The 24,127-nt window shown below is 39.1% G+C and carries 23 protein-coding genes; 16 read left to right on the forward strand and 7 right to left on the reverse strand.

The window, feature by feature from the left end; all coding sequences use genetic code 11:
• Window positions 1–25: 25 nt before the first annotated feature.
• Entirely contained in the window at window positions 26–1,069 is a 1,044-nt protein-coding gene (locus tag WNY79_RS02555) for a hypothetical protein (RefSeq protein ID WP_342875033.1), read from the forward strand.
• Between the two features lie 16 nt (window positions 1,070–1,085).
• On the opposite strand, the gene WNY79_RS02560 is transcribed toward WNY79_RS02555, so the two are convergent.
• Entirely contained in the window at window positions 1,086–1,412 is a 327-nt protein-coding gene (locus tag WNY79_RS02560; protein ID WP_076924115.1) for a conjugal transfer protein TraR, read from the reverse strand.
• Window positions 1,413–1,473: 61 nt separating this feature from the next.
• Window positions 1,474–2,454, reverse strand: coding sequence for a tRNA-dihydrouridine synthase (locus WNY79_RS02565; RefSeq protein ID WP_342875239.1), 981 nt, complete (start codon window positions 2,452–2,454; stop codon window positions 1,474–1,476).
• Between the two features lie 224 nt (window positions 2,455–2,678).
• Between WNY79_RS02565 and WNY79_RS02570 the strand changes: the two genes are divergently transcribed.
• From WNY79_RS02570 to adk, 12 genes are all read left to right on the forward strand, one after another.
• Window positions 2,679–3,176 carry a hypothetical protein gene (locus WNY79_RS02570; RefSeq protein WP_197185974.1) on the forward strand — a complete coding sequence of 166 codons (498 nt, stop codon included), beginning with the start codon at window positions 2,679–2,681 and terminating at the stop codon, window positions 3,174–3,176.
• Window positions 3,177–3,243: 67 nt separating this feature from the next.
• Window positions 3,244–4,101, forward strand: coding sequence for a DUF692 domain-containing protein (locus WNY79_RS02575; protein WP_342875034.1), 858 nt, complete (start codon window positions 3,244–3,246; stop codon window positions 4,099–4,101).
• Window positions 4,102–4,137: 36 nt separating this feature from the next.
• A complete protein-coding gene (locus WNY79_RS02580; RefSeq protein WP_342875035.1) occupies window positions 4,138–4,887 on the forward strand; it encodes a putative DNA-binding domain-containing protein in 750 nt (249 codons plus the stop codon).
• Window positions 4,888–4,959: 72 nt separating this feature from the next.
• Window positions 4,960–5,082 (forward strand): hypothetical protein, encoded by a 123-nt coding sequence (locus tag WNY79_RS02585; RefSeq protein ID WP_002962301.1) that lies wholly within the window; start codon window positions 4,960–4,962, stop codon window positions 5,080–5,082.
• A 172-nt stretch (window positions 5,083–5,254) separates the two neighbouring features.
• Window positions 5,255–5,800 (forward strand): adenine phosphoribosyltransferase, encoded by a 546-nt coding sequence (gene apt / locus WNY79_RS02590; RefSeq protein ID WP_007375861.1) that lies wholly within the window; start codon window positions 5,255–5,257, stop codon window positions 5,798–5,800.
• A 3-nt stretch (window positions 5,801–5,803) separates the two neighbouring features.
• On the forward strand, window positions 5,804–8,323 hold the full coding sequence (gene dnaX / locus WNY79_RS02595; RefSeq protein ID WP_342875036.1) for a DNA polymerase III subunit gamma/tau: 2,520 nt from the start codon (window positions 5,804–5,806) through the stop codon (window positions 8,321–8,323).
• A 60-nt stretch (window positions 8,324–8,383) separates the two neighbouring features.
• Window positions 8,384–8,710, forward strand: coding sequence for a YbaB/EbfC family nucleoid-associated protein (locus WNY79_RS02600; protein WP_002962306.1), 327 nt, complete (start codon window positions 8,384–8,386; stop codon window positions 8,708–8,710).
• A gap of 7 nt (window positions 8,711–8,717) precedes the next feature.
• Complete coding sequence (gene recR, locus WNY79_RS02605) at window positions 8,718–9,326, forward strand: recombination mediator RecR (protein WP_008165968.1); 609 nt, start codon at window positions 8,718–8,720, stop codon at window positions 9,324–9,326.
• A 140-nt stretch (window positions 9,327–9,466) separates the two neighbouring features.
• On the forward strand, window positions 9,467–11,368 hold the full coding sequence (locus WNY79_RS02610; protein WP_342875037.1) for an MFS transporter: 1,902 nt from the start codon (window positions 9,467–9,469) through the stop codon (window positions 11,366–11,368).
• A 4-nt stretch (window positions 11,369–11,372) separates the two neighbouring features.
• Complete coding sequence (locus WNY79_RS02615; protein WP_290192458.1) at window positions 11,373–12,110, forward strand: RluA family pseudouridine synthase; 738 nt, start codon at window positions 11,373–11,375, stop codon at window positions 12,108–12,110.
• 118 nt (window positions 12,111–12,228) lie between these two features.
• Window positions 12,229–14,142 carry a molecular chaperone HtpG gene (htpG, locus tag WNY79_RS02620; protein WP_076924124.1) on the forward strand — a complete coding sequence of 638 codons (1,914 nt, stop codon included), beginning with the start codon at window positions 12,229–12,231 and terminating at the stop codon, window positions 14,140–14,142.
• Between the two features lie 188 nt (window positions 14,143–14,330).
• A complete protein-coding gene (gene adk, locus WNY79_RS02625) occupies window positions 14,331–14,975 on the forward strand; it encodes an adenylate kinase (protein ID WP_076924125.1) in 645 nt (214 codons plus the stop codon).
• 88 nt (window positions 14,976–15,063) lie between these two features.
• On the opposite strand, the gene tpx is transcribed toward adk, so the two are convergent.
• A complete protein-coding gene (gene tpx, locus WNY79_RS02630) occupies window positions 15,064–15,645 on the reverse strand; it encodes a thiol peroxidase (protein WP_342875038.1) in 582 nt (193 codons plus the stop codon).
• Between the two features lie 233 nt (window positions 15,646–15,878).
• On the opposite strand from tpx, the gene WNY79_RS02635 reads away from it, so the two are divergent.
• Window positions 15,879–16,883, forward strand: coding sequence for a response regulator (locus WNY79_RS02635; protein WP_007584074.1), 1,005 nt, complete (start codon window positions 15,879–15,881; stop codon window positions 16,881–16,883).
• 3 nt (window positions 16,884–16,886) lie between these two features.
• On the forward strand, window positions 16,887–17,858 hold the full coding sequence (locus WNY79_RS02640; RefSeq protein ID WP_342875039.1) for a diguanylate cyclase: 972 nt from the start codon (window positions 16,887–16,889) through the stop codon (window positions 17,856–17,858).
• Between the two features lie 98 nt (window positions 17,859–17,956).
• On the opposite strand, the gene WNY79_RS02645 is transcribed toward WNY79_RS02640, so the two are convergent.
• From WNY79_RS02645 to WNY79_RS02660, 4 genes are all read right to left on the reverse strand, one after another.
• Entirely contained in the window at window positions 17,957–19,471 is a 1,515-nt protein-coding gene (locus WNY79_RS02645) for a SpoVR family protein (RefSeq protein WP_342875040.1), read from the reverse strand.
• A gap of 19 nt (window positions 19,472–19,490) precedes the next feature.
• Complete coding sequence (locus WNY79_RS02650) at window positions 19,491–20,774, reverse strand: YeaH/YhbH family protein (protein WP_342875041.1); 1,284 nt, start codon at window positions 20,772–20,774, stop codon at window positions 19,491–19,493.
• Between the two features lie 31 nt (window positions 20,775–20,805).
• Entirely contained in the window at window positions 20,806–22,728 is a 1,923-nt protein-coding gene (locus WNY79_RS02655; protein ID WP_342875042.1) for a PrkA family serine protein kinase, read from the reverse strand.
• Between the two features lie 210 nt (window positions 22,729–22,938).
• A complete protein-coding gene (locus tag WNY79_RS02660; protein WP_002960323.1) occupies window positions 22,939–23,520 on the reverse strand; it encodes a Fe-Mn family superoxide dismutase in 582 nt (193 codons plus the stop codon).
• A gap of 266 nt (window positions 23,521–23,786) precedes the next feature.
• Here WNY79_RS02660 and WNY79_RS02665 point away from each other — a divergent pair, with 266 nt between their 5' ends.
• A complete protein-coding gene (locus WNY79_RS02665; protein ID WP_004335359.1) occupies window positions 23,787–24,125 on the forward strand; it encodes a Grx4 family monothiol glutaredoxin in 339 nt (112 codons plus the stop codon).
• Window positions 24,126–24,127: the final 2 nt, after the last annotated feature.

Raw genomic sequence — 24,127 nt, forward strand, 5'->3', positions numbered from 1 at the left:
TGGGGCTTTTTTTATTGGAACTACTATGTATAAAAAGCTCTCTTTTTCATTATTACTGTGCCTATTTTTAGCTGCATGTTCAAAGCAGCCTCAATCTTATGAGTCATTTGAAGATGCGCAAGTCGCTTTAAAAACTTTAAACATGGCACTTGTACAACCAGGCGCTAAAAAAAACGATAGAATTACTAAAGAGCAATTGGTGTTCTCTGATGCATATTTAGCTAAACGTCATACTATTTATCAGAACTTAATGGGTATGGACCTTAATCTCAATCAAATTGCACAAGTAAACTATTTGGTTATTGCAGAGCGTTTTCCTGAGCGCTATTTTAATTGGCCGGCTCAAGTCGATGTATTAAAAAACATGCTTGCTTTCGAGGACTCAAAAAGTACACCAGATAATGTTATTACTTGGCTTAAGTTAACCCAAGATACACTAGACAGTGCAAAACAAAGCAATTTAAAGCTGAATAAAATTGAGCTCACATTATTACAAAGCTATGTATTGAGTGCTATAGGAAGTAATGATGCTCAACCAGCACTTAAGAGTCATATAAGAGCTTTTAGCGATTATTTAGCTAGTTATAAGCCCAGAGGCAGTGTTGGTTTAAGAGGGCTTCCAAATGGAACACAGTGGTATCAGAGCAAGCTTAATTACTTTAGTGGCGAAGTACACTCACCGCTAGAATGGGTTACTCTTCTTAATGAAAAAATAAAAGTATCAGAGCATGTAGTATTCGATAGCAAATTGTCTACCTCTCATCAAACATCATTTGTAGTAAAGTATCTCTCGGGTGAAAAGTTAATAGAGGGACTTGATTGGCAGTCTGCTTATCTAGACTTACCGGCAATGGCGAGCAATATGAACATGTCCGATAAAGATAAAACTCTTATGCTTGCAATGATGGAATCAGATATTGGCATTCATTACCATGCGTGGACTTTGCCACAAGCAAAGGTGAACCTTATGAAACGCTTAGAAATAAGCCAGGAAGAGGCCCAATATTTAGTTGAAGATATATTACTTTATCCTGGACAATCATTTAGCTTTATACAGCAACTGATGTAATAACTTTTAAGTGCGCTCATGATGCGCACTTTGTACATCGTTGAATTGCAGGGTCTTGTTCAAGCAATTTGGCTGATATCTTTTCTTCACAGTCACAGCAGTAACCGTATTGGCCAATTTCTATTTGGCTTACTGCTGCTTCTAGTTTAGTCATGCGATTGATTAAAAGCGCATATTCAGGCCCTAGTTTCTGTGCTGCACAGTCTAACCATTCATTGTTTGCTGTACTGTTTAAAATTTTTATTAAATGCTGGTGTGCCGGATAGGCTGATTGAGAAAGCATAGTTAATATATGCAATTTAACTTGTGCTATTTCATCGTTTAGAATCTTTTGATGATGCATTATCAGTACAACCTTATTAAATTGTCTTTTCGTTATACTGATATTATCTAGATGCTTTAATCTAGCCGTTATGATTTGAATCAAGTTGCGGTGCTTTGGCGTATTTATTTAATACGCTTGCCACATCTTCTTTACTTTTTAAACGCCTGATTTCATCAAATAAATCGATCGCTTGCGGGTATTGGCGTTTAAGGTAACCTAGCCATTGCTTTGTACGAGAAGCAAAGTACTTTACATCTTTTGCAGGGTCTTGATGAATAGCAGAGTGGATTAAGTGATAAATAATATGCTCCCATTGAAGGCCATCATATTGTTCGTTATTTACATGAGCTTTAATTTTTTTTGCTAGATCAGGGTGCGAAAGGGCGCCACGACCAAGCATTAAATCAGTGCATTCACTACGTTTTTGGCAAAGCATAGCGTCTTCAACTTGCCAAATTTCACCATTAGCAACAACGGCAATGTTTTTATCTTTTATTATTGGCGGAATTTTTTCCCAATATGCTGGCGGGTTATAGCCATCACGTTTGGTCCTAGCATGTATAGCTATACTATTTGCGCCCGCACTTACCACAGCATCAACTATTTCTTGGCTATTACTGTCATCATCAAATCCTAAGCGAATTTTTGCACTTACTTCATGTTTATCATCTACAGCGTCTCGGACTGCTTTGATAATAGTGTACATATGATCAGGATCTTTAAGTAGTACAGCGCCTCCTCGACTACGATTTACAGTTTTTGCTGGACATCCAAAGTTAAGGTCGACCCCATGAGATCCTAAAGCAATTGCTCTTACTGCATTTTCGGCTAACGGATTTGCTTCTTGGCCGAGCAACTGAACACGCACAGGAGTACCTGCTCGCGTAAATCCATTATTATGTAGTTCAGGGCAAAATCGATGAAAAACTTTGTCAGGTAAGCATGTTTCAACCACTCTTACAAACTCGGTAACGCACAAATCGAACCCACCAATATCAGTGAGTAATTGGCGCATTTTAAAATCAACGACACCTTCCATAGGTGCTAAAACAAGTTTCATAAGGTGATTAATTTGATAAAAAACTGGACGCATAGTTTACCTGTAAATCACACATTGATAAATCTGTAATTACCAACCATATTTAATGTAGAAACCGCAAAAGTAAATATTATGAAAATAAATGAAAGTTTTTATTCTTGTACAGGTCTACTTAAGCATACAAGCAATTTAAAATACATTTTTATTGCTGAGATTTACAATACTTGATTAAAGAGAGTCACAAAATGAATACAGTTAAAAAAAATACAATCGCGTTAACTTTAGGTGCAGTAGTTGTTGGCTCTGCAAGCTTTGTATCTGCAGATGTACAGGCTAATCCATTTGAGTTTCAACAATTAGTGACAGGTTACCAACTTGACGCTAAAGAAGGCAAGTGCGGCGAAGGTAAATGTGGCGGCGATGCAAAAGATGCAAAAGCTAAAACAGAAGGCAAGTGCGGCGAAGGTAAATGTGGCGGCGATGCAAAAGATGCAAAAACTAAAACAGAAGGCAAGTGCGGCGAAGGTAAATGTGGTGGCGATGCAAAAGATGCAAAAGCTAAAACAGAAGGCAAGTGCGGCGAAGGTAAATGTGGTGGCGACGCAAAAGATGCTAAAGGCATGAAAGCTAAAGCTGAAGGCAAGTGCGGCGAAGGTAAATGTGGCGGCGACGCAAAAGATACTAAAGGTGCTAAAGCTAAAGCGGAAGGCAAGTGCGGTGAAGGTAAATGTGGCGGCCGTTAATATCTTATTCTAAATAAGTTATGCTAAAAGGGCCTTAAGGCCCTTTTTTGATAAGTTAGAGGTAGTTATGACACAAGTTCAGAGTACAGATTTCGGGATGGTGGGCCTTGGCCTACGACGAGAAATGCTTGGTGAGCTCCTTGAGCACGTACCTAATCAAGTAGATTTTTTGGAAGTTGCGCCGGAGAACTGGTTAAAGCTAGGGGGGCGTTTTAAAAAACAATTTAAAACATTAACAGATGCAAATAACTTTGTGTGCCATGGCTTGTCACTGTCTATTGGCTCACCCGAACCATTGGATGTTGAATTTGTTAAATCTTTAAAATTTTTTTTTGAAGAACACAATATAAAAATTTATAGTGAGCACTTAAGTTACTGCTCTGGCACCGGGCATATGTATGACTTAATGCCAATTCCGTTCACGCCAGATGCTATTGCACACGTTGTTCCACGTATTAAACAAGTACAGGACATACTTGAGCAACAAATTGCGATAGAAAATGTTTCTTATTATGCAGCTCCTGGGCAGCAGTTACCTGAGCTGGAATTTACAAATACCATTTTAGAGCAAGCAGACTGCAAGCTTTTACTTGATGTGAATAACATTTATGTGAATTCGATTAATCATGGCTATAACGCACAAGCGTTTTTAGCTGGGTTACCCTCTAATCGTATTGCCTATGGGCACGTTGCAGGCCATTATAATGAGGCTGATGACTTAATAGTGGATACACATGGTGCTGATGTCATTGATCCTGTGTGGAAGCTATTGGATAAGGCATATGAAGTGCATGGCGTATTTCCAACCTTGCTTGAGCGCGATTTTAATATTCCTACTATGGATGTGTTAACCAAAGAATTAGATATAATTCATGAGCTACAAGCTAAACACATTACTTCAACTTTTTCAAAACAACGAGCTTAATATAAGCCTTTATAAATATTAAAAGAGTGCCTGGTTATGAGCTTTATTGAAATACAAAACAAATTTATGGCGCATATTCGCGAGCCTAAAAATAATAAGCCCAGCGGTATTGAAGACAGACGTATGGCCATTTATCGCGACCTATTTTTCAATAACATTGAAGGTTTTATATCATCAGGTTTTCCGGTATTAAAAACCTTATACACCGACAAGCAATGGCAGGTACTTGTACGTCAGTTTTTTAGCGAATATGATTGTCATTCGCCGTACTTTTTAGATATAGCAGGGGAGTTTGTTAATTACTTATCTAGTGATTATAAAATGAAAGAATACGATCCTGTGTTTATGCTAGAGCTTGCCCATTACGAATGGGTAGAGCTTGATGTATCGATTGCGCATGAAGATGAGCAAGCGCAAAAATTACAAACAACAGCACTCACTAGTTCTGCTTTGTATTTATCGAAAGCGGCAAGAAATTTAAGTTATCAATTTCCAGTTCAAAATATTAGCAATCACTTTATACCTAAAGAGCCATCAGCCCAGCCTAATTGTTTTGTTGTATATAGAGATGAAGATGATGACGTTCAATTTTTGGCTACCAATGCGATGACTGCTTTATTGCTGTCAATTATCGAGGCAAGTGATGGAGCGACATTTGATGAAGTTTGCCAACAGGTATTAGCTCACGCGCCGCAATTTAATGCAGAGCAAATTGCTCAAGGTGCATTGGTTACCCTTAATGCTATGGTTGAACGCGGTGTCATTGTGACAAAAAATCAAGATTAAGGTCTTTATTGATGATTTTACATCGTCTATCATGACACCCTTATTTGCCGTGCTTAATAAAAGGTTGTACCAATGTCAGATGATAAAGACTTTAAAGATCCGTTCAACGCTACTTACTTTCTTGCTTTCTTAGCTGTATTTGCAGGGATTGGTTGTTTAAATGCAATATTGGGCTGGATCACTAGCTTAACTTAAAATGCATAGCGTTTATTAAGGCTGTTGCTTACTTCAGCCTTGAGTCTCTTTATTTCTTATTACACTCCCTACACTTAATACTTCTTTTATAATAACGCCAAACTCGCAATTAAAGGTTAGTTAAGGTTATAATCACCTGCTTTGTAATATAAACAATTGAGCAGTTAAAATTATGACTCAAGTAACACCAGCAATTATCAAAAACAGCATAACTACAATTGCTGATTATCCAAAAGCGGGCATCATGTTTCGCGATGTAACCACTTTAATGGCAAATCCAGAAGCCTTTAAAGCAACTATTGACGCGTTTATCGCTGAATATAAAGATCAGGGTTTTACTAAAATAATTGGCACAGAATCACGTGGCTTTATTTTTGGTGCGCCATTGTCTTACGCGTTAGGTATTCCGTTTATTCCAGTACGTAAACCAGGTAAGTTACCACGCGAAGTTATTCGTCAAGATTACTTACTTGAATACGGTGAAGACACGCTAGAACTGCACGTTGATGCAATTGTACCTGGCGATAAAGTATTACTAGTTGATGACTTGTTAGCAACTGGTGGCACAATTGAAGCCACTGCTAAATTAGTTCATAAACTAGGTGGCGAAGCCACAGATGCTGCATTTGTTGTATCATTACCTGAACTTGGTGGCGAGCAGCGCATCAAAAAAATGGGTATTAAAATCCTAAAATTGGTTGAATTCGAAGGCGAGTAATCGATGAGTTATCAGGTTCTAGCGAGAAAATGGCGTCCTCAAACCTTTCATGAATTGGTTGGGCAGTCTCATGTTAAGCAAGCGCTTGTAAATGCGCTTACACAAAATAGACTGCATCACGCTTATTTATTCACTGGAACCCGCGGTGTAGGTAAAACGACCATTGCACGTATTTTTGCTAAAAGCTTAAATTGCGACGAAGGTATATCTGCAAATCCGTGTGGTCAATGTAGCAGCTGTTTAGATATAGAAGCAGGGCGCTACATTGATTTACTCGAAATAGATGCGGCTTCTCGAACCAAAGTAGAGGACACCCGCGAAATACTCGATAACGTTCAATATGTGCCAACGCGTGGACGTTATAAAGTATATCTAATCGATGAAGTTCACATGCTTTCTAAGCACAGCTTTAATGCGCTTTTAAAAACGCTTGAAGAACCACCAGAGCATGTGAAATTTTTATTAGCGACGACCGATCCTCAAAAGTTACCCGTTACAATTTTATCTCGCTGTTTGCAATTTAACTTAAATGCGTTATCGCAAAGTGAAATTAAAACACAGCTTGAACACGTACTTACTCAAGAGCAGCTTAGCTTTGATACCGATGCACTTAGTATTATTTCAAAAGCCGCTGATGGCAGTATGCGTGATGCACTTAGCTTAACCGACCAAGCTATTGCGCAAACAAATGGTGATATTAATAATCAAGCAGTACAAACTATGCTTGGTTTAATGGATACCCATTACAGCCAAAGCTTGCTTGCAGCATTACTTGCTCAAGATGGTGCTGCATTAATGGATGAAATTGCACAAGTGGCAAGTCGTAATCCTAATTATGTGGCATTGCTTGATGATTTAATTGCACTTACGCATTTGACTCAACTAACCCAGTTAGTGCCAGAAGCGGCAGGGCTAGATGAAAAAAATGTAGATTATATTGCTCATGTTGCACAGCATACGAGCCCACAGCAAATTCAAGTTTATTATCAGTTGCTGTTAAATGGTAAAAAAGATTTACAATGGGCACCAGAGCCTCGCTTAGGTTTTGAAATGATCATGCTAAGACTATTAGCATTTAAGCCTACAGACGCTCAACAAAGTGTACCTATAGTTAATGAAGAGCCGGCTCAAAATAAGCAAGGCCGAGCAAGTGCACTGCGAGATATATTAAATAAAAATAAAACACCGCAAAATAGCTTATCAAGTGCTAGCCGTGAGCAGGTAAGCAATGCTTTACCGGTTAATAATACCGAACAACCAAAACCAGTTGAATCAGCGCCAACGATTGCCACTGAAATATCTAATGATGAAGTCGCACAAAGTAAAAATGAACCAGCGAATGATGCAGTAGAGCAACCGGTTCAACAAACAGAAAACACTCCTGAACAACAAGTCTCAGTTAATGAGCAACCACAAGCTAATGTTGTTTCGGATGATCAAGCCCAGCGTCAAAGTGAAGATGAAGCTTATATGCAACACAGCGATGCTGAACAAACGTTAGCCTCGCAGTTTGACGATATAATGAGTAGCGCTGTAGATCAGGGCTTTAACCCTGCTACTAATACAAATTCAGATCCTTCATTAGAGCTTGCAGCTAATCAAAATGTAAGTACACCAATTGCCGAGCAAGAAGCGCAAGCTCAATCGGCCATTGCCCGTATTTTACGTGACAGAAACATATCGGGTGCAGGTAGGTTATCAAGTAAGAATACAAATACATCTGCGAGTAATGTAGCAGTACAGCCAAGCCAAGCGCCTGCTAAAAAGCCTGAACAGCATCCAAGAATGCCTAAAGCCCAAAGTGTTCATCAAGGTAGTGCAGATACAAGTGCAAGTGAGCTTAATGGCCCTTCAAGCACTACGTCTGGCGATACCCCTCCTTGGGCAACTGATAGCGCAGGTGAGAGTGAAAAAAAGCATGAGCTCCCAGTAACAGGGGGCCAAACCCAGGTACATAGTCAATCCAGCACAAAGCCAGCTAGTAAGATTGATTTTAAAGCAAAACACCAAACAATTACCGAAAATTTAGCGCCAGAATTACTTGAGCAAATAAACCCTCAAAAAGCGCCCGAAATAGTGCCAGAGGAAGTAAGTATTCCTGCGCCTGATGATTTTCAAAGCCCAATTAGTGAAATTAGATTTGCACATCAACAAGATGAATGGGCTTATTTAATTAAACGTATGGGGCTGGGTGGTCGTATGCGCCAATTTGCACTGCATTCAATATTTACCAAGCAAGGCAACAGTTTACATATAGATGTTGATGAATCACAAAAGCATTTAGATACACCGATGCTTCGCCAAAGATTAGATGCCGCACTGTCGAGTATTTATGAGCATAACGTGTCGTTAAGTATTAATTTTGCTAAGGGAGTTATTGACTCTCCTTATCTTATTCAGCAAAAAATTGATGCAGGTCGCCATCAACAAGCAATCGATGTGATCACATCTGACGAAAACATAGTACAATTTCAGCAAGTATTTAGCGCCGAAATCGACGAAAACAGTATTCAGGCATTGTAATTACTTACAATCGCCCTTATGTTCATGTTAATTAATGTATTAAAAGAAAGAGAGAAAGTTATGTTTAAAGGTGGAATGGGCAACATGATGAAGCAAGCGCAGCAAATGCAAGATCGCATGCAAAAAGCCCAAGACGAAATTGCAACATTAGAAGTTGTTGGCGAAGCCGGTGCCGGTTTAGTTAAAGTAACTATGCTTGGTAACCACAACGTACGTCGTGTTCAGCTTGATGAAAGCCTAATGGAAGATGACAAAGACATGATTGAAGACTTACTTGCAGCAGCATGTAACGATGCTGTACGCCGTGTTGCAGAAGAAACACAAGAGCGCATGGGTAAAGTAACTGGCGGTATGCAATTACCACCAGGTATGAAAATGCCGTTTTAAGTAAATAATGCAACTTTCAGATAGTTTAAATCAGCTTATAGAAGCACTGCGCTGCCAACCGGGCATTGGTCCAAAGTCAGCGCAACGTATTGCTTTTCACTTGCTTGAGCGCGACCGTAAAGGGGGCACTCAGCTTGGTAATGCACTCACTAAAGCAATGACAGCCATAGGGCATTGTCAGTCTTGTCGTACTTTTTGCGAACAAGCTCAGTGCGACATTTGTTTAAGTACAAAGCGTCAAGACAGCGGCATATTATGTGTTGTTGAATCGCCAACTGACGTACTTGCCATTGAGCAAACGGGTCAGTACTTAGGGCTATATTTTGTTTTAATGGGTCATTTATCGCCAATTGACGGTATCGGCCCTAAAGAAATTGGCTTAGACGTTTTAGAGCAAAAACTTGCTCAAGGCGGTATTAATGAGGTTATTTTAGCGACTAACCCTACCGTTGAAGGCGATACTACTGCTCATTATATTGCTCAGCTTTGTCATAAATATAAAGTAGGTGCTTCGCGTATTGCTCACGGTATTCCTGTGGGGGGCGAGCTTGATTTAGTAGATGGTAGAACGCTTATGCATGCTTTTAGCGGCAGGCGTTTAGTTACACAAGACTAATTCTAAGCCACTATTTGAAAACAAACTGTAAAAGCCTACATGATTAAATTATGTAGGCTTTTTTGTTTTTAAGGTAAGCTTAGAGGTGGCCTGTTATGTTTTATTCTTGTAGGCTATCTATCTAATTAGTAAGGAATACAATGAAAGATAATCAACCCTACCAAGGTACATTGCTGGGTAGTAAGCGTTTTTTACCGCTTTTTATTACGCAGTTTTTCTCAGCGATAAACGATAACGTGTATAAGCAATCAGTGCTTATTCTATTGATATTTCAGGCTGCAACGCTTGCTGATGGCGCACTTTATTCAAATATTGCTGCTGGGTTATTTATTCTGCCTTTCTTTTTATTTTCAGGGATGGCGGGGCAGTTAGCTGAAAAAACAGAAAAATCCAAACTAATCAGAATCGTTAAGCTATGGGAAATCCCTATTATGGTTGTAGGGGCAGTCTCTATTTTAACGCAGTACGTTTGGCTGATGTTAGCCACCGTATTTTTAATGGGCGTACAAAGTACGTTTTTTGGTCCATTAAAATACTCTATTTTACCGCAGCACGTAGCCCCTAACGAATTAACAAAAGCGAATGGCTTGGTTGAATCAGGCACGTTTGTGGCGATACTAATTGGTACAATTTTTGGCACCTATTATATTACTCAATCAGTAGGACCTACGCTTATAAGTATTGCCGTATTAGTACTGGCCATTATGGGTTATGTGAGCAGTCGCTTTATACCCATTAGTGAGGCAAACGAGCCTAACTTAAAATTTACCTATAATATATTTTCATCCACAAAAAACGTATTTTCAGCACTTAATTCGCAAACAGAATCGGTTGGTAAATCAGTACTTGGGATCAGTTGGTTTTGGTTAATTGGCGCAATTGTTTTAACCTCCTTACCAAATTATGTAAAACACACAATGGGCGGGGATGAACTGGTTGTAACTAGCGCGCTTGTTGTGTTTTCACTAAGTATTGCTATTGGATCGTTATTGTGTGAAAAGCTTTCTCGCTCTCGTATAGAATTAGGGATTGTGCCTTTTGGCGCTATTTTAATTACCTTGTTTTTATACTTACTGAGTCAAGAGCCTGCTATTAGCTCTTATTTACCTCAAAACCTTGAATTATTGACGCTTGAGCAGTTATTAGAAACAGGCGACATGTTGTGGCATTTTGTATGGATGGCAGGCATTGGCATTGGCGCTGGTTTTTATACTGTACCGTTGTATGCGCTTATTCAACAGCGTACTGAAGAGTCGAGTCGCTCACGTGTTATAGCGGCTAACAATGTATTAAATGCGTTGTTTATGGTGGGCAGTGCTGTTTTAAGTATTGTAACGTTGTCTATTCTGGAGTGGAGTATTTCAGAACTACTACTGTTACTAGCTGGGCTAAACTTACTTATCTCTGTTTATATTTATACCAAAGTACCAGAGTTCTTTTTACGATTTATTATATATATTTTAGCTATTTGTATGTACCGAGTGCGTACAAAAGGTGAAAGTAATATTCCAGATGAAGGCGCTGCCGTTATAGTGTGTAATCACGTGAGCTTTGTCGATTGGATGTTTATTTTAGCAGCATCACCAAGGCCTATCCGGTTTATGGTTTTTGCTCCTATTTATTATTCCCCAGCACTGCATTGGTTATTTAAAATGGCCAAAGCTATTCCCATTAACAGTGAAAAAACCAATCCAGAAGCGTTTAAAAAAGCGTTTGACGAAGTGGCCGCTGCGCTGAATAAAGGCGAGCTTGTTGGTATTTTTCCTGAAGGGAAGCTGACTAGTGATGGCTCAGTGGATATTTTTCGCCGCGGAATAGAGCGTATTATTGAACGCTCACCTGTGCCCGTTATTCCGGTGCATTTAGGGGGCCTGTGGGGAAGTATGTTTAGCCGAAAAGCTAAGTGGCAACTACCACGATTAAAATGGTCTTTGGTGTCGGTTGCAGTAGGTACCTCGATTGCCGCTGACAAAGTAGTAGCAGACGATTTACGTGAGCAAGTATTGGCTTTAAAAGCGCTTCATTCGAAAGATATTGACTAATTTAATGATTAACTTAATAGATAACTCAACATCGCATACACCTTCAGAACCACACATTATAGTTGATGACTTTGTAGCGCCTAAATGCGCTGGGTTTATTGAAATATTATATCAAGATGACGATATTTTACTGATCAATAAACCCAGTGGGTTATTAAGTTTGTCGGGTAAAAACCCGCTTAACTGGGACTCAGTACATTACCGTTTAGTGCATGGTCAAAAAGGGTTAACAGCCGCTTTTGCTGAGGCTAAGTTACCGCATCGGTTAGATTTGGGTACATCGGGCATTATGATTGTTGGATTAAACGCCAAAGCATCCAAGCATCTTAATATACAGTTTCAGGCGCGTACTATTCAAAAGCGTTATGTAGCAATGCTAGAAGGGTGCTTGGCTGTTAGTGAGGGGGAAATTACTGCGCCAATAGCAAAGGATAAGCTGCTTTTTCCGCGAGTTAAAATTTGCCAAGCGACGGGCAAAGTAGCGGTGAGTGAATACAGTGTGCTTGAGCGGCTTAAACAACCGTGCAGAACCTTAGTGCAATTTACGCCCGTTACCGGACGTACCCATCAACTACGAATACACAGCCAGTTTATAGGGCACCCAATTTTAGGCTGTGATTTATATAAAAGTGCACAAAGTGAGTACATGGCAGGACGCTTACAATTACATGCCAGCGATTTATATTTTGAACATCCAACAACAAGCGAAAAGATTCATATTAATTGTCCGCACCCATTTTAGATAAACGAGATATTCTATTTTTTCGTTTCACCTTTTTTTGATTTTTCCCTTGAAGTTCTAACACCTCACCCCATATTAAGTGCATAACGCAGACACTTTGCAAATTGGAGATATATAAATGACTGCAGCACAAAAAGAAACATTAGGCTTTCAAACAGAAGTAAAACAATTATTAAACTTAATGATTCATTCTCTTTATTCTAATAAAGAAATATTTTTACGCGAACTTGTGTCAAACGCATCAGATGCGGCAGACAAGTTACGCTTTTTAGCGCTATCTCAAGGCGACCTTTACCAAGGTGATGCCGATTTACGTGTTCGTATTAGTGCAGATAAAGAAGCAAATACAATTACCATTTCTGATAACGGTATTGGTATGACACGTGATGAAGTAATAAGCTCATTGGGTACTATTGCAAAGTCGGGTACTGCTGAGTTTTTCAAAAACTTAACGGGTGATCAAAGTAAAGATTCACAGTTAATTGGTCAATTTGGTGTTGGTTTTTACTCAGCATTTATTGTTGCCGATTTAGTAACTGTTCGTACACGAAAAGCGGGTGAAACAACAGCTTACGAGTGGGAATCTCAAGGTGAAGGCGAATACACGCTTCAAGAAATTGAAAAAGAAGGCCGTGGTACCGACATTATTTTACATCTTCGTGATGAAGAAAAAGAATTTGCTGACGATTACCGCCTGCGCGGCATTGTTACTAAATACTCAGACCATATTTCAACACCTGTACAAATGTTTAAAGCAGAAGTACCAGAGTCTGAAGGCGAAGACGGCGAAAAAATTCCAGCAGTACCAGGTGAATGGGAAAGTATTAACCGTGCAACTGCATTGTGGACACGTGATAAATCAGAGCTTTCTGATGAAGAATACAAAGAGTTTTACAAGCACGTAAGCCACGACTGGGAAGATCCACTTAGCTGGGCACATAATAAGGTTGAGGGTAAAACTGAATACACGAGCCTTTTATACATCCCTAAAAAAGCACCTTTCGATTTATGGAACCGTGAACGCCAAAGTGGCTTAAAACTTTACGTACAACGTGTATTTGTAATGGATGATGCTGAGCAGTTCATGCCAAGCTACCTTCGTTTTGTGAAAGGTTTACTAGATTCAAACGATTTACCACTAAACGTATCTCGTGAAATTCTACAAGATAACAAAGTAACGCAAGCTATTCGTAAAGGGTGTACATCGCGCATTATTAAAATGCTTGAGCGTATGGCTAAAAACAAAGCTGACGATTACCAAGTATTTTGGAACGAGTTTGGCCAAGTAATGAAAGAAGGCCCAGCTGAAGATGCGGCAAATAAAGAAGCTGTGTGTAAACTATTACGTTTTTCTTCGACTCATACTGATTCAGAAACGCAAGATGTGTCGCTTGAGCAATATGTTGAGCGCATGAACGAAGGTCAGGATAAAATTTACTATGTAGTAGCTGATACATTTACCTCTGCGAAAAATTCTCCGCATTTAGAGATTTTCCGCAAAAAAGGCATTGAAGTATTACTACTAAGTGACCGTGTTGATGAGTGGATGATGAGCCACTTAACTGAATTTGCTGATAAGCAACTACAGTCAATTACACGTGGTGACCTAGATTTAGGTAAACTTGACGACGAAGAAACTAAAAAAGCACAAGAAGAGTCTGAAAAAGAAATGGCTGGGCTTGTTGAACGTATTAAAACAGCATTAGGTGAAGACGTTAAAGAAGTACGCTTTACGCACCGCTTAACAGATTCTCCAGCGTGTGTTGTAAGCGACGACAACGATATGAGCTCACAAATGCAAAAGCTAATGGAGTCTGTAGGTCAAGCAGCCCCAGAAGCAAAACCTGTGTTTGAGCTAAACCCAGAGCACCAACTTGTTAAGCATTTAAATGACGAACAAGATGAAGATAAGTTTTCACAGTGGTCACATGTTTTATTAGACCAAGCATTACTTGCAGAACGCGGTACACTTAAAGATCCAACAGGATTCGTTACTCGCTTAAACAAGCTAATGCTTGAACTAAGTAAGTAGTTAACTACTTATTTAGTTAATAAAAGTATAAATTATATACTTTAAATAAAAGGGAACGTGTGTTCCCTTTTTTAATGCGCTGTAAATACATCAACAACTCATCAATTAGTATAAGTTGCTTGAGTATCTGCGGCGCTTGTGGAAGAATTCAGGCTTTAAAATAAATATCCATACTAGGGGACAATAATATGCGCATTATTCTTTTGGGCGCGCCGGGTGCAGGTAAAGGTACTCAAGCTCAGTTTTTAATGGACAAATACGGTATTCCACAAATTTCTACTGGCGATATGTTACGTGCGGCAATTAAAGAAGGCACACCACTAGGCCTAGAAGCAAAAAAAGTAATGGATGCTGGTCAACTAATTTCTGATGATATTATTATTGGTTTAGTAAAAGAGCGTATTACTAAAGCGGATTGTGAGAAAGGCTTTTTACTTGATGGCTTCCCACGCACTATTCCTCAAGCTGATGCAATGAAAGAAAATGGCGTAGTGGTTGATCACGTTATTGAATTTGATGTTGCTGATGAAGTAATTGTTGAGCGCATGGGCGGACGTCGCGTTCACCCTGGTTCTGGTCGTGTCTACCACGTTGTTTACAATCCACCAAAAGTGGAAGGTAAAGACAACGAAACAGGGGAAGACTTAATTGTTCGCGCAGACGACACTGAAGAAACAGTACGTAAACGTTTAGGTATTTACCACGAACAAACTATGCCATTAGTTGATTACTACCAAGCAGAAGCTGCTGCTGGTAACACTCAGTACCACAAACTAGATGGTACACAAGCTGTTGAAGCTGTAAGTTCACAACTTGGTGAGCTTTTAGGTTAATTATAAAAGCACATTAAAAAACCGCCAATTGGCGGTTTTTTATTTTAAGTCTATTTAGCCTTGCTTAATTAGTGCTAATTAATCGGCTTTACAGCGTTTTAAGTTTCTCAATTACGCTGTTATATTCTGGTTCAGTTGAAAGACTACTAACTAATTGTTTATAAATGATGTTGTGACTTTCATCTAAAATAAATACAGTTCGCGTTAGTAAACCCATATCTTTAATAATTAATCCGTATTTTTGGCCAAAATCGCGCCAAACAGAATCAGATAACGTAGTGATTTTATCGATATTTTCAGCTTTGCAAAAACGCTTTTGAGCAAATGGTAAATCAGCACTAATTGTCAACATAGCAACCGCAGGAAATTGCGAGGCTACTTTTTCATTAAAGTGTTTAGTTTGCAGGCTACAAATACCTGTATCAAGGCTGGGTACTACACTTATCAATACAGCTTGACCTTTGTAATCCTCAAGCGTTACAGGGATGAAGTTGTCATCAACTACTTTGAAATTTGGCGCACTATCACCTACTGAGACACCTTTGCCTAATAAAGTTACTGGTTTGCCCTGTGCAGATACTTTTCCTATGTCTAGCGTGTTTTCTGGGTAATCGGCTGCAATAGCCACAGAGCAAAATGCACTCAAAACAAAGGCAAGTGAACGTAACATAAGGTATTTCCTTTTAAATTAACGCAATGGGCGTCAGTGTATTATACTGCGCTATAGTAACCAAGTGATTATACAGCTCTAATTAAACTGGGATTAGTTCTGTAATATAAAAATTGTAACTGTGCTAAACTTTGATTAACATGAAGTTACAAAATATATCTTCAATAATAAAAATAAAAACCACTATAAAGTAATTTTAATGCTCATGACTGGTTTAGAAACAGAGAGATAATATGTCAACATCGGTACTAATATGTGATGACTCAAAATTAGCTAGGCGTCAACTAGCTCGCTCATTACCTGAAGATTGGGATATTAAAGTTGAATTTGCACTCGACGGTGTTGATTGTATAAAGCAAATAAAGTTAATTGAACCAGAGATACTTTTTCTCGATTTAAACATGCCTGAAATGGATGGCTATGAAGTTTTAATCGCTATGAAAGAACAGGGGCTAAACATACTCACTGTTGTCGTCTCTGGTGATATACAGCCAAGTGCACATCAAAGAGTGCTTGAACTTGGTGCTATCGACTTTATTCAAAAACCATGTTCCCCCGAAAAGCTAGCCAGCATAATTGAACACCATGGGATTAAAGATAAAGCTATGCGTGAGCGTCTCTCTCATTCGCTAGGAGAGCAAGTCGACCCTGATGTTCGAGATATATACCAAGAGCTCACTAACGTTGCTATGGGTCAGGCTGGGGATTTACTTGCGCGCCTTCTTAATGTGTTTGTCGAGCTACCAATTCCTAATGTGAATATTTTGGAAGTTAATGAACTCGATATGGCGCTGCAGTCTATAGACAATAATGCAGCTACATCGGGTGTGTGCCAGGGCTTTATTGGCGGTGGTATTTCGGGCGAGGCGCTATTACTTTTAAATGATTCAAGCTTTAAAGAAATAGCTTCTTTGATGAATTATGACGGTGAGTTAAACGATAAAATTGAACTTGAGCTGCTTATGGATATTAGTAATATTTTGATAGGCGCTATTTTAACGGGGCTTTCTAAGCAGCTCGATATGTCATTTAGCCAAGGGCACCCAATAGTACTTGGCCAACACAGAGATGTGTCTGAGCTGGTTAAATCAAACAAGTCACGTTGGCAACGCACCCTTGCTATAGAGATTAGTTACGGTATTGAAAACCATGATATAAATTGCGACCTCATGCTGTTATTTACTGAAGATTCACTTAAAACTTTGAAGTATAAAGTTGCTTACCTATTAGAAGATTAAGTTATGGCTGCAGATTTAGAAATGAATGAGATCCATTGGTTAATGGATATGTTTAATACCGTTGATGTAGGCCTTGTAGTACTTGATAGAGATTATAAGGTGTGTGTATGGAATGGTTTTATGGAAAACCATTCAGGGCTTCTACCAAGCGCAGTAAAAGATAAAGACCTATTTGATTTATTTCCAGCAATAGACGAAAAATGGTTTAGAAGTAAATCAGAATCGGTTTTTGTTTTAAAAAACCGCTCTTTTACGATTTGGGAGCAGCAGCCATACATTTTTAGGTTTAAAAATTATCGACCTATTACTGGTAAAGCTGATTACATGTATCAAAATGCGACATTTATCCCTCTTACAAATACGATGGGCGAAGTTAGCCATATTTGTATTATTTTGTATGATGTAACAGATGTCGCGGTAAATAAAAAAGAGCTTGAAGAGTTAAACAAAAAATTAGAACAAGTAAGTCAAACAGATAGCTTAACGCAGCTTGCAAACCGTGGACACTGGGAAGGTACGCTACGCCAAGAGTTTTTGAGAGTTAAGCGAAGTGGTGGCTGTAGTACATTATTAATGTTTGATATTGACCACTTTAAAAAAATAAATGATGAATATGGCCATAGCTGTGGTGATGAATCGCTTCGTCACCTATCTAACTTACTACGTACGACGCTGCGCGAAACTGATGTTGCAGGGCGTTATGGCGGTGAAGAGTTTGCAGTAACATTACTTGATACAGATAAAGAAGGCGCTTTTGTATTTGCTGAGCGTTTAAGGGTATTGATTGAAACTAACCCTGTTAAGTATAAACACTTTGAAATAACAATGACGGTAAGTATAGGGCTAGCTGGTAACAGTAATGATTTTAAAAATCATGAGCGCTGGATAGAGGCTGCAGATAAAGCATTGTACCAGTCTAAAAATACAGGGCGAAATAAAGTAATAGCCTACGAAGATATAAAAAATGACGCTTAAGCGTCATTTTTTATATCCAGAATTTAGAGTTAAATAATAGGGTGTTTGTATAGTCAGCTAAGCCAACCAGCACAACAAATTTTTATTATCCCCTATTGTTACTCAGTTGTGTGTCGAGAGTCATCGGTTGGACACTGACCAATTATAGAGACCTCACCACAATTTGACTCTTGTTCAAGTTTTACTTTAAACCCCCATAATCTGTAAAGATGCTTAATTACTTCTTTGTGCGAGTTTGCTAAAGGAATATTATTATGGGGTACATAGCGTAAGGTTAGTGAACGGTCACCTCTAATATCAACATCATACACTTGAATGTTAGGCTCATGATTACTCAAGTTGTACTGCGCTGAGAGGGCTTCTCTCACTGCTTTATAACCATTGTCGTTATGTATTGCGCCAATTTCTAAATGGGGATTATTAGTATGATCAATAATAGTAAATAATTTAAAATCACGAATTAACTTAGGCGATAAAAACTGGCTAATAAAACTCTCATCTTTAAAGTTTTCCATTGCAAAATGCAGTGTATCTAGCCAATTACTGCCTGCATATTCAGGGAACCAACGTTTATCTTCTTCAGTTGGGTGTTCACATATTCTGCGAATATCAACCATCATATTAAAGCCTAAAGCATATGGGTTAATGCCTGAATAATACTTACTGTTATAAGGTGGCTGATAAACTACGTTGGTGTGGCTTTGTAAAAATTCTAACATAAACGAGTCGGTGAGTTTTCCCTCATCATATAAGTGATTAAGGATGGTGTAATGCCAAAAAGTTGCCCAGCCTTCGTTCATTACTTGAGTTTGTTTTTGTGGGTAAAAGTATTGCGAAATTTTACGAACAATACGTATAACTTCACGTTGCCAAGAGTCGAGTAATGGGGCATTTTTTTCAATAAAATACAAAATATTTTCTTGGGGCTCAGAAGGAAAATGGCGTACTTTCTTTTTGGTTTCTTGCTGTTGCTCAGGAATAGTCCGCCATAATTCATTTACTTGCGATTGAAGGTAGTCTTCACGCTCTTGTTGACGTTTTTGCTCTTCAAATAACGATATTTGTTGTGGACGTTTGTAGCGATCCACTCCGTAATTCATTAAGGCATGACATGAGTCGAGTAGGGCTTCTACTTGTGTAATACCATGCTTTTCTTCACAGCGGCTTATGTAGTTTTTAGCAAATACCAAGTAATCAATAATTGAACCAGCATCGGTCCAGGTTTTAAATAAGTAATTACCTTTAAAAAATGAGTTATGTCCGTAACATGCATGTGCCATTACAAGCGCTTGCATAGGTAGGGTATTTTCTTCCATTAAGTACGCAATACAAGGGTCTGAATTTATCACTATTTCGTAAGCGAGACCCATTTGTCCGCGCTTATAATTTTGCTCTGTTTGAATGAACTTTTTACCGTAAGACCAATGGCTGTAACCAATAGGCATGCCAACGCTTGAATAAGCATCCATCATCTGCTCTGCGGTTATCACTTCAATTTGATTAGGGTAGGTGTCTAACCTGTAGTGAGCTGCAACACGGGCAATTTCACCTTGGTATTCATCTAATAAATCAAAGGTCCAATCTGGGCCATCACTCATTCGTTTATCATTCATAATGTTACCTCGCTTTAGGTTATGCAGAGTTTTGCTGTTGACGACCTTTTTTAAATAGCTCCCTAAAAATTGGGTAAATATCTTCAACGCTTTGTATATGCTGTATGGCGAAATTACTATGGCTGTGTGTTATGGATTCATATTCGCGCCATAGGCTTTGATGAGCACGAGTGGTTATTTCAATATACGCAAAATAGCGTACTGCGCTTAAGAGCTTATTACGTAAAATTTCACCACACTGCGGGGTGTCGTCAGCCCAGTTATCGCCATCAGAGGCTTGTGCGGCGTATACATTCCACTCGTTTGCGTGATAACGCTCTTTTATTATTTCGTTCATTAATTTAAGTGCGCTTGAAACAATAGTGCCGCCCGTTTCTTGGGAATAAAAAAACTCTTGCTCGTCTACTTCTTTTGCTTGTGTGTGGTGGCGAATATAAACAACTTCTATGTCTTTATAGCTGCGTGTTAAAAATTGATAGAGCAAAATATAAAAGCGCTTTGCCATGTCTTTTGTTGGCTGATCCATTGAGCCTGACACATCCATAATACAAAACATCACCGCTTTGCTGGTGGGATGAGGGCGCTTTTCGTAGTTACGAAAACGTAAATCGTAGTTATCAATAAACGGAACCGACTTAATTTGCACTTTTAATGCTGCAATTTCTTTTTGTAATAAAGCAATTGCTGCTTTATCGTTATGTGGGCTAGCAAGTAGCAGAGCAAGTTGTTCTTCGAGCTCTTTTAAACGGCGTTTTTTACCTGCACTCATTGCCACACGACGCGCAAGCGAGCCTTGAAGTGAGCGGACAATGTCAATATTACTTGGCATGCCGTCGCTACAAAACCCTGCGCGGTGGGTTTTCATTTGCACTAACTTATCAAGTTGGTTTTCTTGTAAGTTAGGGAGCTCTAAATCTTCAAACAGTAAATCAAGGTATTCATCTTTTGATATCGAAAATACAAACTCATCTTGTCCTTCGCCCGAATCGCTGGCGTCACCTTCACCGGCACCGCCGCCTTGTCCGCCTTTAGGGCGCTCAATTTTATCACCTGTAGAAAACTGATCGTTACCAGGGTGAATTTGTTCTCTATTCCCGCCTTTTCCTTGATGAAATGTAGGTTCGCTGATATCGCGTTGTGGAATAGAAATACTCTCACCAGAGCTTGAATCGGTAACGCTGCGTTTGTTAATCGCATCTGAAACTGCTTCTTTAATTTGCTTTTTATAGCGCCTAATAAAGCGCTGGCGATTAAGCGTACTTTTATTTTTTCCGTTTAAACGCCTATCTATAAAATGCGCCATATCGACCTCCTATATACTACGACTATGAAGGTTATTGCGATTTTCTAACCCGTAAATACCACTCAGAAAGCAAGCGAACTTGTTTTTGTGTATAGCCTTTTTCGACCATACGGTTCACAAAGTCTTCGTGCTTTTGCTGATCCTCTGCAGACGTTTTAGTATTAAACGAAATAACGGGGAGTAAATCTTCAGTATTAGAGAACATTTTTTTCTCAATTACCGTGCGTAATTTTTCGTAGCTTGTCCATAGCGGGTTTTTACCGTTGTTATGCGCACGGGCACGCAGTACAAAATTCACTATTTCATTACGAAAATCTTTAGGATTAGAAATTCCTGCTGATTTTTCTATTTTTTCAAGTTCGGCATTAAGTGCCTCGCGGTCAAATAGTTGTCCGGTATCGGGGTCGCGATATTCTTGGTCTTGTATCCAAAAGTCTGCATAAATTACATAACGGTCAAAAATATTTTGTCCGTATTCTGAGTAGGATTCTAAATAGGCGGTTTGCAGTTCTTTACCTATAAACTCAACGTATTGCGGTATTAAATAGCCTTTTAAAAAGCTTAAATAACGCTCTTCTATTTCACTTGAAAATTGCTCGCGCTCTATCTGTTGCTCAAGCACATAAAATAAGTGCACCGGATTTGCAGCAACCTCAGTGGTATCAAAGTTAAACACGCGGGATAAAATCTTAAACGCAAAACGAGTAGAGAGCCCCGTCATACCTTCATCAACACCTGCGTAATCGCGGTATTCTTGATACGATTTTGCTTTAGGGTCGGTGTCTTTTAGAGTTTCGCCATCGTATACCCGCATTTTTGAATAAATACTGGAATTTTCTGGCTCTTTTAAACGTGATAATGTTGTAAATTGCGCCAATGTTTTAAGTGTACCTGGTGCGCATGGCGCGTTGTACAGCTCGCTGTGCTCAAGTAATTTGTCATAAATTTTAATTTCTTCAGTTACACGCAAGCAGTAAGGTACTTTTACAATATAAACACGGTCTAAAAATGCTTCGTTGTTTTTATTGTTTTTAAAGGTTTGCCACTCAGACTCATTAGAGTGAGCGAGGATCATGCCATTAAAGGGCAGAGCACTAATACCTTCTGTGCCGTTATAGTTACCTTCTTGGGTTGCGGTAAGTAAAGGGTGCAGCACTTTAATAGGTGCTTTAAACATTTCTACAAATTCCATCAGCCCTTGGTTAGCTAAACATAAAGAGCCCGAGTAGGCGTATGCATCAGGATCGTTTTGGGCAAAGTGCTCAAGCTGGCGAATATCTACTTTACCCACTAGCGCCGAAATATCTTGGTTGTTTTCATCTCCTGGTTCGGTTTTGGCAATGCCTATTTGATTTAAAATAGAAGGGTAGCGTTTAACCACTCTAAACTGGCTAATATCACCATTGAATTCTTTTAAGCGTTTACCAGCCCAAGGCGACATAATGGTTTTTAAGTAGCGCGGTTTAATACCGTACTCTTGCTTTAGTACGTCGGCGTCCTCTATTGGGTCAAATAGTGCAAGGGGATGGTCGTTTACCGGAGAGCCTTTAATTGAATAAATAGGCACTTGTTGCATTAAATATTTTAGTTTTTCGGCAATAGATGATTTACCACCCCCAACAGGTCCAAGCAAATAAAGCACTTGCTTGCATTCTTCAAGCCCCTGGGCGGCGTGTTTTAAATAAGAGACTATTTGCTCAATGGCGTCTTCCATACCATAAAAATCAGTAAAAGCTGGGTAGCGTGCAACTACTCTATTAGAAAACAATCGACTTAGTCGTGCATCCGTTGCGGTATCTACTATGTTTGGTTCGCCAATTGCCATGAGTAGGCGTTCTGGTGCGCTGGCGTAGGCAGACTTATCGGTTTTACAAATTTCAAGAAATTCAGCGATACTGTATTCTTCTTCCTGTGCCGCTTCGTATCGTGCTTGGTAATGCTCAAAAATCGTCATAATAACCTCCGAAACCCGCTGTAAAAAGGTGCTTACTTTTTAAAGTCTAGTCGCGAATGTGTATTTTTGTGCAATAAAATTAAAAATTTAAGTGAAAAAAGATCATGTTACTAAAAGTGTTTTATTAAATAGTAAGGCGCTTGGGAGTGATGAATAAGAAACAAAAAAAGACGCCTAAGCGTCTTTTTTACATTAGCGTTTAAAGGCTAATTAAGCGAAGTTAGCGTTCGCGAATTCCCAGTTAACAAGCGACCAAAAACCTTTAAGGTAATCTGGACGAACGTTACGGTAATCGATGTAGTAAGCGTGTTCCCATAAATCCACTGTAAGGATTGGAGTAACGCCATCATCAGTTAATGGTGTAGCAGCGTTAGATGTATTAACGATGTCTAGTGAACCATCAGCAAGCTTAACTAACCACGTCCAGCTTGAACCAAAGTTATTTACTGCTTTGTCATTTAATGCATCTTTAAACGCATCGAAAGAACCCCATTTAGCGTTGATTGCATCGGCAACTGCGCCAGTAGGCTCGCCGCCGCCGTTTGGAGATAAGCTGTTCCAGTAAAAAGTATGGTTCCAGATTTGTGCTGCGTTGTTAAATACGCCGCCTTCTGATGAACATACGATCTCTTCTAGAGATTTGTTTTCAAACTCAGTACCAGGGATTAAACCATTAAGCTTAACCACGTATGTGTTGTGGTGTTTGCCATGGTGAAACTCTAGCGTTTCTTTTGAAATATGTGGCTCAAGTGCGTCGATTGCATATGGTAGTGACGGTAGTTCAAATGCCATTTTTTTATCTCCATCTTCTTTGGTTGATAGTCCATTTGGTAATACGTAATGCCTGTTGAAACAGAGCAGTTACCTATACCAAGCGGTAATATAGTGTTACTATAATTGTTGAGTATTTTACTCAAGTTTAAGCAAACAGCAATGCTATTGCGAAAGACTATTTCAATTGCGGCTTTATTTGCCCATTTTAAGTTATATATTTGTGGTCACGATGAGTTATTTTCAAGACCTAAATATATTTAGCTATCGTTACTTTGAGGTTGTAGATGGAAACCATTGATAAAATTAAACAGCAAATTTCAGAAAATCCAATAATCCTTTTCATGAAAGGGTCACCAAAATTACCAAATTGTGGTTTTTCTTCACAAGCATCGCAAGCGTTAATGTCATGTGGTGAACCATTTGCATACGTTGATATTTTACTTAATCCAGACATTCGTGCTGAGCTTCCAGCATACGCAAATTGGCCAACATTCCCACAACTTTGGGTAGATGGCGAATTAGTTGGTGGTTGTGACATTATTATCGAAATGTTTCAACGCGGTGAATTACAGCCGTTAATTACTGAAACTGCTGCTAAATATAAAGAAGCTGACGCAGAGTAATT

This window comes from Pseudoalteromonas sp. AS84 (assembly GCF_038900255.1).
Classification (GTDB): domain Bacteria; phylum Pseudomonadota; class Gammaproteobacteria; order Enterobacterales; family Alteromonadaceae; genus Pseudoalteromonas.

Excerpts from the sequence above, each read along its gene's own strand:
- WNY79_RS02555 (WP_342875033.1), top strand. The coding sequence starts at position 26 with ATGTATAAAAAGCTCTCTTTTTCATTATTACTGTGCCTATTTTTAGCT.
- WNY79_RS02560 (WP_076924115.1), bottom strand. The coding sequence starts at position 1,412 with ATGCATCATCAAAAGATTCTAAACGATGAAATAGCACAAGTTAAATTG.
- WNY79_RS02565 (WP_342875239.1), bottom strand. The coding sequence starts at position 2,454 with ATGAAACTTGTTTTAGCACCTATGGAAGGTGTCGTTGATTTTAAAATG.
- WNY79_RS02570 (WP_197185974.1), top strand. The coding sequence starts at position 2,679 with ATGAATACAGTTAAAAAAAATACAATCGCGTTAACTTTAGGTGCAGTA.
- WNY79_RS02575 (WP_342875034.1), top strand. The coding sequence starts at position 3,244 with ATGACACAAGTTCAGAGTACAGATTTCGGGATGGTGGGCCTTGGCCTA.
- WNY79_RS02580 (WP_342875035.1), top strand. The coding sequence starts at position 4,138 with ATGAGCTTTATTGAAATACAAAACAAATTTATGGCGCATATTCGCGAG.
- WNY79_RS02585 (WP_002962301.1), top strand. The coding sequence starts at position 4,960 with ATGTCAGATGATAAAGACTTTAAAGATCCGTTCAACGCTACTTACTTT.
- apt (WP_007375861.1), top strand. The coding sequence starts at position 5,255 with ATGACTCAAGTAACACCAGCAATTATCAAAAACAGCATAACTACAATT.
- dnaX (WP_342875036.1), top strand. The coding sequence starts at position 5,804 with ATGAGTTATCAGGTTCTAGCGAGAAAATGGCGTCCTCAAACCTTTCAT.
- WNY79_RS02600 (WP_002962306.1), top strand. The coding sequence starts at position 8,384 with ATGTTTAAAGGTGGAATGGGCAACATGATGAAGCAAGCGCAGCAAATG.
- recR (WP_008165968.1), top strand. The coding sequence starts at position 8,718 with ATGCAACTTTCAGATAGTTTAAATCAGCTTATAGAAGCACTGCGCTGC.
- WNY79_RS02610 (WP_342875037.1), top strand. The coding sequence starts at position 9,467 with ATGAAAGATAATCAACCCTACCAAGGTACATTGCTGGGTAGTAAGCGT.
- WNY79_RS02615 (WP_290192458.1), top strand. The coding sequence starts at position 11,373 with ATGATTAACTTAATAGATAACTCAACATCGCATACACCTTCAGAACCA.
- htpG (WP_076924124.1), top strand. The coding sequence starts at position 12,229 with ATGACTGCAGCACAAAAAGAAACATTAGGCTTTCAAACAGAAGTAAAA.
- adk (WP_076924125.1), top strand. The coding sequence starts at position 14,331 with ATGCGCATTATTCTTTTGGGCGCGCCGGGTGCAGGTAAAGGTACTCAA.
- tpx (WP_342875038.1), bottom strand. The coding sequence starts at position 15,645 with ATGTTACGTTCACTTGCCTTTGTTTTGAGTGCATTTTGCTCTGTGGCT.
- WNY79_RS02635 (WP_007584074.1), top strand. The coding sequence starts at position 15,879 with ATGTCAACATCGGTACTAATATGTGATGACTCAAAATTAGCTAGGCGT.
- WNY79_RS02640 (WP_342875039.1), top strand. The coding sequence starts at position 16,887 with ATGGCTGCAGATTTAGAAATGAATGAGATCCATTGGTTAATGGATATG.
- WNY79_RS02645 (WP_342875040.1), bottom strand. The coding sequence starts at position 19,471 with ATGAATGATAAACGAATGAGTGATGGCCCAGATTGGACCTTTGATTTA.
- WNY79_RS02650 (WP_342875041.1), bottom strand. The coding sequence starts at position 20,774 with ATGGCGCATTTTATAGATAGGCGTTTAAACGGAAAAAATAAAAGTACG.
- WNY79_RS02655 (WP_342875042.1), bottom strand. The coding sequence starts at position 22,728 with ATGACGATTTTTGAGCATTACCAAGCACGATACGAAGCGGCACAGGAA.
- WNY79_RS02660 (WP_002960323.1), bottom strand. The coding sequence starts at position 23,520 with ATGGCATTTGAACTACCGTCACTACCATATGCAATCGACGCACTTGAG.
- WNY79_RS02665 (WP_004335359.1), top strand. The coding sequence starts at position 23,787 with ATGGAAACCATTGATAAAATTAAACAGCAAATTTCAGAAAATCCAATA.